The organism is Siphonobacter sp. BAB-5385, assembly GCF_002261125.1.
Lineage (GTDB): Bacteria > Bacteroidota > Bacteroidia > Cytophagales > Spirosomataceae > Siphonobacter.
Map to the genome: position 1 here is coordinate 35428 of NZ_NMPS01000240.1, position 15959 is coordinate 51386.

The following is a 15959-nucleotide window of genomic DNA, read 5'->3' on the forward strand; positions in this document are numbered from 1 at the left end:
GCCCGTCTCACGTTTCGTATCACTTTTAATTGAAGCTTGGAGCGAAGAACATTCAATCGCGATAAGCAAGAGCCATCTTGATTGCTTCTTACCTTCGGTATCTGTTTACCGCCGGAAACGAACATGGTTTACATTCACCATTCGTTTTTGATTTATATACCCAAGTCATTCGTTCCCGGGAAAAGCAGCCGGTCTTTGAAGAGATTGAAGGCATTCGTGCAGCCATGAAAGCTCGGACGGATGAAATTGAAATTGTGGATTACGGAGCCGGCTCCCGCCGTACTAATGCTCCAAGGCGTAAAATTTCGACTATTGCCAGGAATGCTCAGAAAACGCCTAAATTTTCTCAGTTACTCTATCGCCTCATTGCCCACTTTCAGCCCCAGGTCATTTTTGATCTGGGAACATCGTTGGGTATCACTACTTTGTACGAAGCGAAAGCTGCTCCCCAAAGTAAAATTTATAGCTTCGAGGGCTGCCCGGAAACCGCCCGCGTGGCCGCTGGTAATTTACAGTCGGCTTCTCAGGTAACGATTGTAACGGGAAATCTGGATGAAACACTGAAAGCCCAAGTCGAGCAGGTTACCCAAATTGATTTTGCTTTTTTCGACGCCAATCATCGGTATGAGCCCACCGTTCGGTACTTTGAGACCTGCCTGCGTAAGGCTCATGCCGATAGTGTTTTTGTCTTTGACGATATTCACTGGTCCAAGGAAATGGAAAAAGCCTGGACCGAAATCCAGGCTCATCCAAGTGTCACAGTAACGATCGACTTGTTTTTTGTGGGCTTGGTTTTCTTTCGAAAGAAACAACCAACCCAGCATTTTGTCCTTCGTTTCTAAGGGGTGAAACGGGCTACTTAGTTGTTTGTACGGGGGAAACCAAAGGTAACACCTACGTTAACTGCCCAAAGTTTGCTGGGGTTTTCCCAACGAATGTTGTTTACGGTACCAGTGCTGGCACTTCCGTCTTTGCTACCAAAGATGAAGTTGTAGCTACCTTCAGCAAACAAACCTACGCCACCCAGTGCGAAAGCCAGACCCAGTTTAGGAGCCGCTCCGAAGCGGGTATCAGTAGACTTGTAAATTTCGCTTCCAGCCAGGTTTACTTTCGTCGTGCGTAAGTAAGCACCTGCTTCTGCTCCAATGTAAGGACGAACCACACCGCTGGTCAGGAAGATGTCCAGAGTACCCGTCAGAGGCACCAGTGATCCACGGTTTTCCAGATTATTACCTACGTTCTGGTTATAATCGTAGGAGATGGCAATGTACTTGGCGGCAGCACCTACGGCTACATTAGGGCCAAGGAACACTTTCAAACCAGCACCCACACCTGGTTTAACTTCTGCATTGTCCAGGTTAGGAGCCGCAGCTGTTCCGTGTAAAGTAAAACCTACTTGTCCAAATGAGTTAAAGCTGAAGGAAGCTAGTACGGCTACCAGAGCCAAACTTGCATATAAACGAATTGCTTTCATGGAGATAATGTTGTTTAGGTAATTAATCCGTACATCATCATCAAAAAAAAGTGCCAAGCCCTCTAAGAGGCCCGGGAGCTTTTAGCAGATCGGGTAGGAATGTCTACATTTTGGGGTTTTATTAGAGAATAAGACTTATGTGGGGAAGTATCCTACCTGCTTCTCGGGAGGATAAAAACAAAAAAGTGGTCGGCGAAAATTCACCGACCACTCCGCTCACCTGTCAAACCAATCACTCGAATTACAAAGGAAGCCCTATCCCTTCTATCCAATCACACGTCTCCAGGGCTCCCAATATTTTACCAGCGATTCGGGTATCCCTGGCCATCGCGTCTTTCCCAGGTAATGGCCCGGTCGATTCGATCTTGTAAGTCACTAATCAGGGCTCGTTCGCGGGGGGAAGTATATCCGTTGGAGCGAGCTGCGTAAATGGCCCGATCCGTTTGCGATTGCAAGCGTTTTAGATCCCGTACTTCCCGGCGGGTCAATTGCCCTGATCGGATACCCTGATCGATTCTTCTATTTTGTTGTTGCTGCCGAAATTCAGGATTAAAGCGTCCCCGGTTGTTATAGCGGCGATCTTCGTAACGATCCCGATCGCGACGATCATACCGGTCATCGTAACGTCCGTAGGGCTGGGCCTGCGTGCAGGCAGCAGTACCAATCATCAACGTAGCGGCGACAAAAAAGGCTTTGGAGAAAAAGGAGGTTTTCATGGCGTTCTTTCGTTTTTTGTTCAAATTCAGGACTAAGAACAAATACCTCAACGCACGTTTAAAGCCTTAACTTTCTTTAACAGGGGAGTGTACAGTTTTCAGTTTGCTATTTACAGTTTTTAAAAACCTTTAAGCTTATATAGTATTGAAAATCAATGTTTTAATATTTTGTAAATAATATTTATTGACTAATTAAGCGAGAAGCAAGCAATTTTTAAACATGAAAAAAGCCTCTGCAACGATTCGTCACAGAGGCTTTTTTATTTCAAGTTGTCAAGTTAAAACTGAAAACAGTACACTAGAAACTGACAACTAAACTTATCCTTTCGCCACTTCCACATTCACCCGTTTGCCTTTAATGGTATTGCCATCGAGAGCACTCAGGATCGTTTGTTGGTGTTCTTTAGGAACGTCCACGAAAGAGTAGCTATCGAACAAGTCGATCTGGCCGATGACTTTACCGGGCAGACCGGTTTCGCCCGTAATGGCTCCTACAATGTGGCTAGGCGTAATTTTGAAATTCTTACCGATGTTGATGAACAGACGAACCATTCCGGCATCGGCACCACGGCGGAAGGGTTTGCCTTCACGATCCACACGGTCACGGGTGTTTCCGTTACGTTCGCCGAAGCTTCCTTTGCGGTCACCGAAACGCTCATTACCGCGACGATCTCCGAAGCGACCATTGCGGTCTCCACCGCGTGCATCACGGCCTTCGAATTTGTTACGGGGTTGTTCTTCCAGATTATCCTCAGTCGTTTTTACACCACCCAGGTTAAGTTGAGCTAAGGCAGAAACGATGGCTGTAGGCTCATATCCGGCTTCTTCCAGCGTGCTCAGTACATCGGCGTAAAATTCAGACGTACCTTCTTCGATGGTTTGCTGTACGCGTTCAATGAAGCGAGTTTTCTTGATTGCGAAAACATCCGCAAACGTAGGCAGCTTACCCCGCGTAATTTCTACTTTCGTATAGTTCTGAATGTCACGGATACGGTATTTTTCCGCTCCAGCAGCCAGTGTAAAGGCTTTACCTGACTTACCAGCACGACCCGTACGACCAATCCGGTGTACGTAGTATTCCGAATCCATCGGTACATCGTAGTTGAAAACGGCTTCTACATCGTCTACGTCGATACCACGAGCCGCTACGTCGGTAGCAACCAGAATTTGCGTAGTACCGCCGCGGAATTTGCTCATTACCTGCGTACGGGCCGCCTGACGCATATCGCCGTGCAGACCTTCCGCTGCGTAACCACGCATCTGGAATTGCTCAACGATTTCATCGACCCGAGCTTTCTGATTACTAAACACCAGCATCAATTTGATCTGGTGGAAGTCGATCAGACGGCACATGGCTTCGAACTTCGCATCGGGACGCACCGCGTACCAGCTTTGTTCGATATTGGCGTTCGTAACTTCGTTTTTCGTAACTTTTACCAACTGTGGGTTTTTCTGATACCGTTTGGTCAGATCCATAATTGGTTTCGGCATCGTAGCTGAGAAGAAGACCGTTTGGCGATCTTCAGGGCAGTCGGCCAGTACACTTTCAATGTCTTCCCGGAAGCCCATGTCCAGCATTTCATCCGCCTCATCCAGTACCATGTATTTCACATGATCCAGACGCAGGGAACCACGTTCGATGTGGTCCATTACCCGACCCGGCGTACCTACTACGATCTGGCAGCCTTTGCGTAAATCGCGGTTCTGACGCTCGTAGCTATCGCCACCGTAAATAGCCGTAATCCAAACGCCTCTTTTGAATTTAGCCAAGCGACGAAGTTCTTCAGAAACTTGTACGGCTAATTCACGCGTAGGGCACAGAATCAGGGATTGAACGACTTTCTCGTTCGGATCAATAATGTCGATTAAAGGAATACCGAAAGCAGCTGTTTTACCGGTACCGGTTTGAGCTTGGCCAATGACGTCACGGCCTTCCAGCAGATGAGGAATAGACTCGGCCTGAATAGGCGAGGGTGCCACGAAACCCATTTCCGTGACGGCTTGCATCACCTCGTCAGAAAGACCGAGGTCAGCAAATAAAATTTGATTCTCCATGAATTAATAATACCACAAGAGTTCCTTGTGCTCCGGTCATCTACAGGCAGGGCCTGTTTCCGAAGACCTCACAAACAGAAGTTTGCGGTACAGTCGGTTTTAAATGATGTAAAATAAACCACAACGATGCCTACACATCCGTCGGGCTTCTGATGACCAAAGTGTGAGCTACAAAGGAGGGTTCGGCACGCGAACCAAATCAGAGCAAGGCAGACGGGAGGCCTTTTCAGCAAGCAGATGTTTCCCTGCCGCTAGAAATACAATGCAAAATACGCTGAAAGAGTTCAGGTCTGCAAGTAAATTGTACTATGTAGGGGAAATGTTCAGTATAATCAAAGAAATATACCATTCACTTTACTTTTTCCATGATTTAGATCAAAATCCGGGCTTCCTTCAAAAGGGTTCCATGGCCCTTGCAACCCCTGGGAATGAAATACTGGCGGGAACGTGTGGGTAATTAGCTGTTTCGGCTACAAATTTGTGACAAAATCGCGTGCATGAAAAAAGCCTTATTTATTGATCGGGACGGAACGTTGATCGTAGAACCCCAGACCGATTTTCAGATTGATTCCCTCGAAAAACTGGAGTTTCTGCCCAAAGCCATCTCCGCGTTACGTAAAATAGCCGAAGAAACCGATTACGAACTGGTGATGGTAACCAACCAGGACGGATTAGGTACGGATTCCTTTCCCGAAGATACGTTCTGGCCGACGCAGAATAAAATGCTGCAAACGCTGGAAAACGAAGGAGTCGTCTTCTCCGCCGTTCACATTGACCGCTCGTTTCCGGAACAAAACCTGCCGACGCGTAAACCAGGTACTGGCCTGCTCACGCAGTACCTGGACGGGAGTTACGATCTGGCCAACAGTTTCGTGATTGGCGACCGGCTGACGGACATACGGCTGGCGAAAAACCTGAACGCGAAAGCTATTTTGGTAGAACCCGGTAATAAAGAATCGGAACGCGGCCTGCTTACGCCGGAACTGGAGCCCTATGTAGCTCTGATTACGCCCGACTGGGATGAAATTTACCGCAAAGTACGGCTGGCTGACCGCATCGGACAGGTACAGCGGGATACGAAAGAAACCCAGATTTTTGTTGAACTCAATCTGGATGGTACGGGTAAGGCCAACATTCAGACGGGACTCGGCTTTTTTGATCACATGCTCGATCAACTGGCCAAACACGGCGGTTTGGATCTGACCATTAAAGTCAACGGTGACCTGCACATTGACGAACACCATACCATCGAAGATACGGCACTGGCCCTGGGTGAAGCGTTCCGCAAATCCCTGGGCGATAAACGGGGCATTGCCCGTTACGGTTTCCTGTTACCCATGGACGAAGCACTGGCTCAGGTAGCAATTGATTTTTCGGGTCGCCCGTGGCTGGTATGGGATGCTACTTTCAAACGGGAGAAAATTGGCGATATGCCCACGGAACTCTTCCATCACTTCTTCAAGTCCTTTACCGATACTTCACTTACTAATCTGAATATCAAGGTTGAAGGCGACAACGAGCACCATAAAATTGAGGCTATTTTCAAGGCCTGGGCCAAAGCGATCAAGATGGCCGTACGGCGGGAAATCCGGGAGCTTAATAATCTGCCCAGTACAAAAGGCGTCCTGTAAACTTTAGAGTTTAAGCTTTGTGGCTTACTTTTGTGATCATTGCTTTCGAAACACTAGATAACACATACGCATATGTTACTGAATATTCCTCTGCCCACTTTTGTACCCATCGCGTTTTTTGTATTGCTGATGGCCACGTCTTTCTACATTGGAGCATACCTGGAGAAGCGGGAACCTCGCAAGTAGGAATACCAAACCTTAAGAAAAGAGCGGCCTTACGGGCCGCTCTTTTTAGTATAAACCTGACTTGATCCTCAGAAAACAATGTATACGTTATACGCCATTCCCAATTGTGATACCGTGAAAAAGGCCCGCGTATGGTTGGCCGATCATGCCATTACCTACCAGTTCCACGATTACAAAAAACAGGGTATTACGCGGGAAACGATTGAACGCTGGCTCACGCAAAAGTCCTGGGAAGAACTGGTCAATAAAGCCGGAACCACGTGGAAACAACTCGCCGAAAAGCCAGCCGATCAGGAATCGGCGATTGCTCTGATGCTGGAAAAACCATCCGTAATTCGTCGCCCCTTGATTGAAGCCGAAGGGAAAATCGTGGCTCTGGGTTTCAAACCGGACGTTTACGAAACTACTTTTAAATAGGTTTACCATTCCATCCGGGGCAGCGGAGATACGGTCTGCGGGCAAAACTCGCCCCGTAACGCCTTGTAATGCCCGGCCATACCAATCATAGCCGCATTATCGGTGCAGTACTCGAAGTTAGGAATGTACACGTTCCAGCCGAGTTTCTCTCCCGTTTGCTGCAATTCCCTGCGTAAACCCGAGTTCGCCGAAACGCCACCGGCAATGGCAATTTCCTTAATGCCGGTTTCGCGGGCGGCCCGTTTTAGTTTGGTCAGTAAGATTCGAATGAGTGTGGCCTGGACGGAGGCACAAATATCGGCCAGGTTTTCTTCGATGAAGTTCGGATTCTGAGCCGTTTCTTTCCTAAGAAAATACAGGATGGCCGTTTTGATACCCGAGAAGGAATAATTCAGGCCGGGTGTATCTACGTCGGGTAAAGCAAAGCGGTCAGGATTACCCGTTTGAGCGTATTTGTCAATCAAAGGGCCGCCGGGGTAGGGCAGATTCAGCAGTTTGGCCGTTTTGTCGAAGCTTCGCCGACGGCATCATCCTGAGTTTCGCCGATGACTTCCATGTCCAGGTAGTCCCGAACCCGTACAATCTGCGTATGTCCACCCGATACGGTCAGACATAAAAAAGGAAACGAAGGGTGCGGGTCCTGCAGGAAATGAGCCAGTACGTGGGCCTGCATGTGATGCACATCGACCAGCGGAATGTTTAGTCCCAGAGCCAGTGATTTGGCAAAGGAGGTACCTACCAAGAGGGCACCCAGTAATCCCGGACCACGGGTAAAAGCAATGACGTTCAGGTCATTTTTTGTAACTTCGGCCCGCGTTAGAGCTTCGGTTACGACTGAGACAATGTGTTGCTGGTGAGCCCGTGAAGCCAACTCCGGTACTACACCGCCGTATTGCTGGTGAATTAATTGCGTAGCAACGACGTTCGAACGAACCTGACCATCAATCAGTACGGCAGCTGAACTTTCATCGCAGGAAGATTCAATGGCGAGTAAGACCATAGAGAGCGAAACGACCCGAACAAGCGGGGTGGTTTGTAATTTTAAATGAGTATTTAGTCAACAAAAGTACGGGGTAAACGTTCAAATGACAGGTTTTGTCACGTGATCCCTGTATAACTTTAGCTTTTTGTACCGATTTCCCATGATGCGATCGCTCCTCCGTTTCACCCTTCGAACCCTGCTAACCCTGGCGTTGGTAGCTTTCATCGGGCTAGCGATAGCAGTTCGGTTTTCGTGGGTTACGTTTACCGAAGCCGAGCAGGAGAATCTGGAACGTAAACTGCTGTTCATCGGCTTACCCCTGTTTACCCTCGGAGTACTTTTATTAATTTTTGTTCCCCGGCTACGGGCCTGGGTCCTGCCTCGCATCGCCCGGGAATCCCCCATTGTACTCCGTAACGCGACCATAATCCTTACGCTGGCGTTTGGGTTTACGATTAGCCTGATGGCCTTTCTACGCATTCCAGCCATTCAGACCAGGCTGACGCGATACGTTACGGAGTGGTTCTACGAGCAGACGCACTATCCCGTTAGCATTGGCCGCGTGAATTATCGCTTTCCCGATAATCTTATTCTGGAACAGGTTTCCATTCCGGATACGCTTCGTAAACCCATGATTGACGTCAAGCGTCTGGAAGTGAATCTGGCCTTATTCAAACTCATTGATTCGGCCAGTACCAACATTCACCTCGATCAGGTCAAACTGGTGGGTCCCGACGTCCGATTGGTCGTACAACCCAACGGGGATTTAAACATCGATGGTTTCATCAATGCCATCGACCGGCTCACGGCTCCTAAAACGCCTCGGAAAGGCCCGCCGAAAGTAATTCCCTTCACCATTGGCGAGGGCTTGGTGGAAGGGGGAGAATTTCACTACGACGATCCCCGCAAAGAACCTTTCCGACGAAAAGGCACCTTTGATTACAATCACTTTGTCATTCATGAGCTAAACGGCAACGTTAAAAACTTCCTGGTTTTTGCGGATACCATTGCTGCCGACATTACGCAGTTACGGGGGATTGACCGCGTCGCTCAGTTGCGTATTCATAAGTTCGATACGAAGTTCTTTTTCTCCGCCCAGCAGATGCGGTTTGAAAATCTACTCGTACACGTCAATCGTTCGACGCTGCGTAAACATATCGAATTCCGATACAAAAGAAGCCGGGATTTAGGTGACTTTAACGAGAAGGTACGCATCATTGCCGATCTCAGTCAAAGCGTCGTTTATGCCAATGACCTGGCCCGCTTTGCCTCCTCCTTATACCAGTTTAACGACCGCTGGCAGGCGTCGGGACACTTCGACGGAACCGTTCGGGATTTTGTTTTCAACGCTACCGACCTGCGTTACGGCAAGCAAAGTCGGGCGGCGGGTACGTTTGCCTTTAAAGGCTTACCCGATTTTGAAACGTCGGATATGGATTTTCGCCTGAGTCAGTTTGTAACGAACGCTCAGGATTTGGCTCAGTATACGGGAAAAACCGCCGAAGAAACCATTAAAGAATTTGGTACGCTGGATTATCAGGGACTTTTCGCGGGTCGTTACAATGATTTTCGGGCGAAGGGAATCCTGAAAACCGGACTCGGCACGATCGTGCCTGACCTGAGTATGAAGATTGCCGATGACATCGAAAATTCAACGTACAAAGGCAATATTGAACTCGCCGATTTTGCCCTGGGCGATTTAATTAAAGATCCCAAACTGCTCCAAACGATTGATTTGAAGGGCCAGATTGAAGGGGCCGGATTCGATAAAGAAACGGCAACAGTCAGGCTTAATACGGACGTTAAACAGGTTGGATTCCAGGGTTATAACTACCGGAATATCCGCGTGGACGGAGCCTTGCAACTCGGGTTGTTTGAGGGAAAAGTAGCCATGAAGGATACCAATCTGGTATTCGATCTGGAAGGGAAAGCCGACCTGCGTCAGAAACGCAACTACTTCGACATTGACGGCACCATCAGCCGGGCCATGTTGCATCCGCTGGGTGTATCCGAAGAAGACATGCGGTTACAGTCGGAAGTACACGTCGTCTGGACGGGGCTTGAGCTGGATCAGATGTACGGCGTCGCCCGCCTGAAAAATACGTATCTGACGCGAATGCTCGAAGAAGGCGACCGGAACCTGCTCATTGATACGCTGTATCTTTTCGTACCCAAGCCCGTAAGCAGTCGGTATATTTCCCTGCAAACGGATATTCTGAATGCCACTGTCGAGGGGCCCTTTGCCTTGTCACAAGCCCTGAAAGACTTACCCAATCTGGTAGAAGAGTACAAAATTTATTTCACGGAACTGGACTCCACCCGGCAGGACTATTACCGCCGAAAAGCCAAAAAGTCGTCCATCATCGACCGCTACAGTCTGGATTACTCCGTTGACTTTAAAGACGCCCGACCGTTGATGGCTTTTCTGTATCCCGGCGGCTATCTTTCGCCGAATACGCGGGTAGAAGGAGCCTTTACGATGGGAGCGACATCGGTATTTTCGCTGAACGCCAAAGTTGATACGTTACTGATTGAAAAGTATAAGTTCTACCACTCCGAAGTAGACCTCAACACGTCCAAATACGCTAATCAGAACGACGTATTGGCTTCAGCAGTCATTACCTCCCAACAGCAGCAAATCTATTCAGCGGCCCCAACGGAAGCCTTACAGGTGGAAGCTTCCTGGGAAAAAGATCACATTGCCTTTACGAGCCGTCTACGGCAACAGCAAAGTACCAACCGGCTTAACCTGAACGGGGATATTTTTTTCCGTCCGGAAGGGACCGACCTACATTTTCGCCGTTCCCGGGTCCGGATTCTGGATCAGGACTGGAACGTGAATACAGAGAACCGGATTCGGCTGACGGGTTCAACTATTCAGGTCAATGATCTGACTTTCCGCAATGTGGAGCAGTCGATTGCCATTAACGGCCTGGTTTCCAAGGATCCACTACAAACCCTTTCCCTCAAGGCTCAGGACTTTAACCTGGCTACGCTCCAACCGATTTTACAGGTAAACGTGAAAGGGACGCTCAATGGAGAATTATCCATGCGAGATGCCTACGAAAACATTAATCTGGACGGTAACCTGAACGTGGATGAACTCGTATATAAAGGTTTTCTGATTGGCAACGTAACGGCTTCGTCGCAGTGGGACCGTACCAATCAACGGGTAAATATCAATATGGGCGTCGATCGGATGAACAACCCGATTCTAAACGTAAAGGGGACGTACTCGCCCGAGCAGGATGACAATTCGCTTGACCTCGTTGCCACGCTGAACCGAACTGACTTACAGATTTTTGAACCGTTTACGGAAGACCTTTTCTCGGAAATCAAAGGACAGGCCAGTGGGAAACTCCTGATCCGTGGTACCCCCCGCGATCCGAAACTGGGGGGATTGGTAGACGTGAAACGTGGACAACTTCGCTTCGATTATCTGGGCGTACGGCTGGCTTTTTCCGATACCATCCGTTTCCGGGGGGGCGAAATTCAGGCCCAGATGGGCATAAGTGACGAAGAAGGCAATACGGGTAAGCTCCGGCTGGGCATGTATTCGGGCGGTAATGGCAGTTACGCCATGGATTTAAAGGCTAATCTGAAAAACTTTAAAGTGCTCAATACGACCAGTAAGGATAACAAACTTTTTTATGGTAAAGCTTACGTAACGGGCGATGTGAGCGTGGAAAGTGTGGGTTCACTGGATAACCTGATCGTAAAATCCAACGCCACCACTCGACCCGGTACAGAAATCACCATTCCGATTGATAATGCTTCGGAGGTAAGTAACACGGATTACATCCAGTTTGTAAATCTGGCCATTAAGAAGAAGGAAGAGGACCTGAATTTGCCCCGTAAGGTGCGTACGGGCATTCGAATGGACTTCAACTTCAATATTACGCCCGATGCCAAATGTATTCTGCTACTCGATCGTCGAACGGGTGACCGACTGGAGGCCTACGGACACAGTAACCTGAATCTGGAAGTAGATACGAAAGGCGAATTCGCCATGCGGGGAACGTATGAGCTGGAAAAAGGGAAGTACTATTACAAGTACGAAGCACTGGTTTCCAAGGAATTTGCCATTCAGCCCAACAGTCGCATTAGCTGGTACGGCGATCCCTATGAAGCCTACGTGGACGTTAAAGCTTCGTATACCAAACTCACTTCCCTGACGCCCATCATGAACCTGAGCAATGATCAGACTTCTTCGGCTCAGGCCCGGCGGGCGTATCCGGTGGAGGTGACGATCAGTTTGAAAGATCGGCTGATGAAGCCAAACGTTGGCTTTGGGTTAAAAATTAAAGAATACCCACTGGAACCACAGTTCTCCGGTTCAGTACAGGCTTTTGAAGCCCGCATTGCCAATGATGAGCAGGAGCTAAACAATCAGGTGAGTAGTATCCTGTTTTCGGGACGACTGATTCCGCAGAACTCGCAGGCGTTCCGCGACATCAACGTACTGAATTTGCTGGCGGAAACGGGTACCAGCGTGCTGAGTGACATCCTTTCCAAAGTAGCCAATGGCGTAGAAGTGGATATCAATACCGTGAACGTGATTGGTTCGAATCAAAACCTGGCCGATCAGCTTCGGGCCCGCGTATCGTATAATTTCGGGAATGGCCTGACGATTAGTCGGGACGGTGGGTTTTCATCGGTGTACAGCACGCAGAATGCGAACCTCATTGGCGACTGGGCCGCGGAATGGACCGTAACACCCGACGCCCGCTGGCGACTGAAAGCCTTTAGCCGTTTCCCGCAAAACACATTCCTGCAAAGTACCATCAACCAGAATACGCCGACGGTAGGGGGTAGTGTACTGTATACGAAAAGCTTCAATTATTTCTTCCCGAAGAAAAAAGTAACACCGTCCGCCGTGACTCCAACGGATACAACCCGACCCGATACGACCCGGCAACCCGCCCGTACGACGGAAGCCTACAAGCCCTGAAAATAAAAGCGGCCCGAACTTTGGTTCGGGCCGCTTTGCGTTAAAATCGTAAGGTACTTACAAGGCCAGGGCGGCGAGTAAGGTCTGGCATTTCATTTCAGTTTCGTGCCATTCCTGTTCCGGAATTGAGTTTTCTGTAATGCCCGCTCCGGCGTATAAAATGGCCTGATCGCCTTCCATCTGCATGGTCCGTAAGTTGACGAACAAATGGGATTCGTTGTGAATATTAATCGGACCGAGGAAGCCACTGTAATAGCTTCGGTCGTAGTTTTCGTAATGTTCGATGAAGCGAAGGGCCGAGGATTTCGGCGTACCGCAAACCGCTGAAGTGGGGTGTAGTAGATCCAGCATAACCGTGCCCAACTGCGGAAAATTAACGGCCTGGGTATCCACCTGAAAATCCGTACGCAGGTGCAGGAGGTTACCGGCTTTGACCGTTTTAGGGCCGCTTTCCTGGTATTCCCGCAAACGAATTTTCTTGAAACACTCGATGATATACCGGCTCACCAACGCGTGTTCTTCAATCTCCTTGTCTGACCATCGGGCATGTTCCAGGGAAACGGGTTGCTGCTCAGCATCCGTTGCGGATTGCGTACCCGCCAAAGACATTGTCCGAAAGATGCCCTGTTGATCCTGACTAACGAGTACTTCGGGCGTTGCTCCCAGCCAGACGCAACCCGACTCCGGTAAGGAAACGAGCGAAATAAACGCGTTAGGGTAAGTTTCGCAAAGCCGATGAAAGGCAGCGACGTGATCGAAACGGGCGGGTAATTCCACCCATTTACGCCGGGAAAGGACTACCTTCTGAAAAGCTCCGAGCTTCATTTCCGTAACGGCCTGCCGAACGGCTTCTTCGAATTTCTCCCGTTCTGAACCCGCGTTTCCGTCCAGCGGAATGGGGGTCAGATGGTATTCCGGGAAGTCATCGGAATCGTCGTCGGCATCATCTTCAAACGCCTGAATACGCCAGAAATCCGCCGACGAAGTAATCTCTTCGGCAATCAGGGTCTCCTCCGCATCAAACGAAAAGTAAAGATCAGCCCGCAAAAAACGCGTCTGCTCGCCTTCCGGATTTAGAAAAGGACTGATGGCAAACCCAGCAGGCAATTCTTCCAGATCGGCTTTCAGACGACGGTCTTCGCTCGATAAATCAATAATCAGCTGTTTTTCTGAAGCTCGCGGTAATCGCCACAAGGCTGCCGGATAACCGCCACGCTCAGCCGTACGCCAAAGATTGGATAATGAGTGGGTACGAATTGAAATATTCTCAGTATGAACTGTTTCCATAACTCCATTTCACGATATAAGTATAACTATTCGCAGTGCGAAATGGTGCTGGGAATTCCTTAAAAAGTCATTAATTGACGTAGGGATGTGTGTAAAGAGTACGCTCAAGAAGAGTAACTCCCCGAAAGTCAGCACTTTCGGGAAGGAAATAAAATTTAGGACAAATGAACGGTCTGGCCCGTTTGTGTACTTTGAAAAGCCGCTTCGATGACTTTCAACTGCGTAACTATCTGCTCGGGTTTCACAAACAATTCGGCATCATCGGTAATGGCATCCGCTACGTTTTGGTAGAAAATGCCCCAGTCACCGGGTAAGCTTTCCATTTTTCGGGAAATGCTCTGTCCGTCTACATCCGTATGCAGCAAGCCCCAGAGTGATTCGGGTTCTACACCAAAGTTGGGGTGACCCGGCATGATTTCACCCGCCTTCAACTGATCTTCCTGAATATCAATACCCGGTTTGAGAAAACTCCCGTGTGTACCATGCAGCGTATAGCGGGGAGCAGGCTCCTGTACGAGCAGACTTGAACGTAAGCGTACCCGTAACCGACCGTAATTCAGGTACAAATCGAAAGCATCATCAATTTGGGAGCCTTCCCGTTGCGTCCAAATGTTGGCCCATACCGATTGCGGACGACCGAACAGTACCAGAACCTGATCCAGAATATGCGAACCCAGATCGTAAAGAGTTCCACTACCGGCAGAATTGGTTTCTTTCCAGGCTTTTGGATTTAAAACGGGCTTGTACCGGTCGAAGTGAGCTTCGTAGGTATGCACTTCGCCCAGTTCGCCGGATTCCAGTACCTGTTGGACCGTACGGAAATCACTGTCCCAGCGACGGTTATGGTATACGCTGAGTACCCGGTTTTGTTCCCGAGCCAGCTCAATCAGTTCTTCGGCTTCTTCGACAGTAGGCGTGAAGGGCTTTTCCACAACGACGTGTTTGCCCGCCTGCAACGCTTTTCGGGTATAGTCCGCGTGGGTATCGTTGGGCGTATTGATGATGATCAGATCGATCTCCGGGTTTTCCAGCAGAGCTTCAAACGTACGTACCGTCTGCAAAAAAGGATAAGCCTCCGCTGCCCGGTTTTTGGAACGTTCGAAGACGTGCGTAAGTTGAAAGGCGGGATTCGCCAGAATAAAGGGGGCGTGGAGATAATGAGCAGAATCTCCGAAACCAGCAAGAGCAGTACGAATCATGGCAGTAAGTGGTCAGTTTTCGGTCTACAGTGTTCAGTTAGTAAAAGTATACCCCCGGGCCTGGGGAAAAGGAGCCACTGATTTTCAAAGAATAACTGTAAACCGAAAACAATAAACTGAAAACTAATCTATTATTTTTGTACAATGAATGAGCGTTACGCGGAACATAAGCGGTATTTAAATCGGCTCAAGGCCCGTAAACCTAAAAAATTAGACGAAGCTTTTGAGCAATTGCACGAAGAAGTTTTTGAGGAAGTCGATTGTCTGGCCTGTGCCAATTGCTGCAAGACGACCAGTCCCATTTTTACGGATACGGATATTGACCGCATCGCCAAACACCTGCGGATTCGCCCCTCGGATTTGATTGACCGGTATTTACACCTGGACGAAGATCGGCATTACGTACTCAATAGTTCGCCCTGTACCTTCTTAGGCAGCGATAACTACTGTTCGATTTACGAAGTACGCCCCAAAGCCTGTCGGGAGTACCCCCATACCGACCGACGCCGAATGGTTCAGATTCTGGATCTGACGTTAGCAAATACGACGATTTGTCCGGCCGTGGCTACCATCGTTGATCGTTTACAGCACCTAGTACCGGCCTGAGGCCCTTTCCCATCATGCAGATTCAGGAATTTCATTGCCCTTCGCTTTCGGAACTTTCAGAAACCGCCCGTCAGGTGCTGGCGTATGGGAAGGAGCGTACCGTGTGGCTATTTGAGGGCGAGATGGGAGCGGGCAAAACCACTTTTATCAAAGCGTTGTGCGGGGTACTGGGCGTAAGCCAGACCGTACAGAGTCCGACCTTTGCCTTGGTGAATGAATATGCCACCCAAGCGGGTGAAACGGTGTACCACTTTGATTTCTATCGGATTAAGTCAGAAATTGAAGCCTTGGATTTGGGCGTAGAAGAGTATTTTGATTCAGGAGCGTACTGTTTTGTTGAATGGCCCTCGTTGATTCCGAACCTGTGGCCCCCCGATGCTTTATTGGTGTCCATCATCCCTAACCCCGACGATTCCCGAACGATTCGCGTGCAGAGCTAATACGCGGACGTTCCG

General features: G+C 49.1%; 11 protein-coding genes and 1 pseudogene. 6 read left to right on the forward strand and 6 right to left on the reverse strand.

Going from position 1 to position 15959, the window contains the following annotated elements:
* The first annotated feature begins 77 nt into the window (after positions 1–77).
* Positions 78–842 carry an O-methyltransferase gene (locus BWI93_RS25420; RefSeq protein WP_094816652.1) on the forward strand — a complete coding sequence of 255 codons (765 nt, stop codon included), beginning with the start codon at positions 78–80 and terminating at the stop codon, positions 840–842.
* 17 nt (positions 843–859) lie between these two features.
* Here the strand turns inward: BWI93_RS25420 and BWI93_RS25425 are convergent, their stop codons facing one another.
* The 3 genes from BWI93_RS25425 to BWI93_RS25435 all read right to left on the reverse strand — a co-directional run bounded on the left by BWI93_RS25425 (position 860) and on the right by BWI93_RS25435 (position 4245).
* Positions 860–1474, reverse strand: coding sequence for an outer membrane beta-barrel protein (locus BWI93_RS25425; protein WP_141217601.1), 615 nt, complete (start codon positions 1472–1474; stop codon positions 860–862).
* 299 nt (positions 1475–1773) lie between these two features.
* A complete protein-coding gene (locus BWI93_RS25430; RefSeq protein ID WP_141217602.1) occupies positions 1774–2190 on the reverse strand; it encodes a hypothetical protein in 417 nt (138 codons plus the stop codon).
* A gap of 318 nt (positions 2191–2508) precedes the next feature.
* The gene (locus tag BWI93_RS25435) at positions 2509–4245 is read right to left on the reverse strand and encodes a DEAD/DEAH box helicase (RefSeq protein WP_094816658.1); all 1737 of its coding nucleotides are present in this window, start codon (positions 4243–4245) and stop codon (positions 2509–2511) included.
* A 497-nt stretch (positions 4246–4742) separates the two neighbouring features.
* Between BWI93_RS25435 and hisB the strand changes: the two genes are divergently transcribed.
* Together hisB and BWI93_RS25450 are read left to right on the forward strand one after the other, a co-directional pair.
* Positions 4743–5876, forward strand: a complete 1134-nt coding sequence (gene hisB, locus BWI93_RS25445; RefSeq protein WP_094816662.1) for a bifunctional histidinol-phosphatase/imidazoleglycerol-phosphate dehydratase HisB — start codon at positions 4743–4745, stop codon at positions 5874–5876.
* 264 nt (positions 5877–6140) lie between these two features.
* Positions 6141–6479: an ArsC family reductase gene (locus tag BWI93_RS25450; protein ID WP_094816664.1), complete on the forward strand. Its 339-nt coding sequence runs from the start codon at positions 6141–6143 to the stop codon at positions 6477–6479.
* A gap of 2 nt (positions 6480–6481) precedes the next feature.
* Here the strand turns inward: BWI93_RS25450 and tsaD are convergent.
* A pseudogene (gene tsaD / locus BWI93_RS25455) lies at positions 6482–7479 on the reverse strand (tRNA (adenosine(37)-N6)-threonylcarbamoyltransferase complex transferase subunit TsaD).
* Positions 7480–7621: 142 nt separating this feature from the next.
* Here tsaD and BWI93_RS25460 point away from each other — a divergent pair.
* Positions 7622–12412 carry a translocation/assembly module TamB domain-containing protein gene (locus BWI93_RS25460; protein WP_094816666.1) on the forward strand — a complete coding sequence of 1597 codons (4791 nt, stop codon included), beginning with the start codon at positions 7622–7624 and terminating at the stop codon, positions 12410–12412.
* 57 nt (positions 12413–12469) lie between these two features.
* Here BWI93_RS25460 and BWI93_RS25465 read toward each other — a convergent pair whose 3' ends face one another.
* Positions 12470–13699 carry a chorismate-binding protein gene (locus BWI93_RS25465; protein ID WP_094816668.1) on the reverse strand — a complete coding sequence of 410 codons (1230 nt, stop codon included), beginning with the start codon at positions 13697–13699 and terminating at the stop codon, positions 12470–12472.
* A 155-nt stretch (positions 13700–13854) separates the two neighbouring features.
* Positions 13855–14898, reverse strand: coding sequence for a Gfo/Idh/MocA family oxidoreductase (locus BWI93_RS25470; protein ID WP_094816670.1), 1044 nt, complete (start codon positions 14896–14898; stop codon positions 13855–13857).
* Positions 14899–15042: 144 nt separating this feature from the next.
* Between BWI93_RS25470 and BWI93_RS25475 the strand changes: the two genes are divergently transcribed.
* Entirely contained in the window at positions 15043–15504 is a 462-nt protein-coding gene (locus tag BWI93_RS25475) for a YkgJ family cysteine cluster protein (protein WP_094816672.1), read from the forward strand.
* Positions 15505–15518: 14 nt separating this feature from the next.
* Positions 15519–15944, forward strand: coding sequence for a tRNA (adenosine(37)-N6)-threonylcarbamoyltransferase complex ATPase subunit type 1 TsaE (gene tsaE / locus BWI93_RS25480; protein ID WP_094816674.1), 426 nt, complete (start codon positions 15519–15521; stop codon positions 15942–15944).
* Positions 15945–15959: the final 15 nt, after the last annotated feature.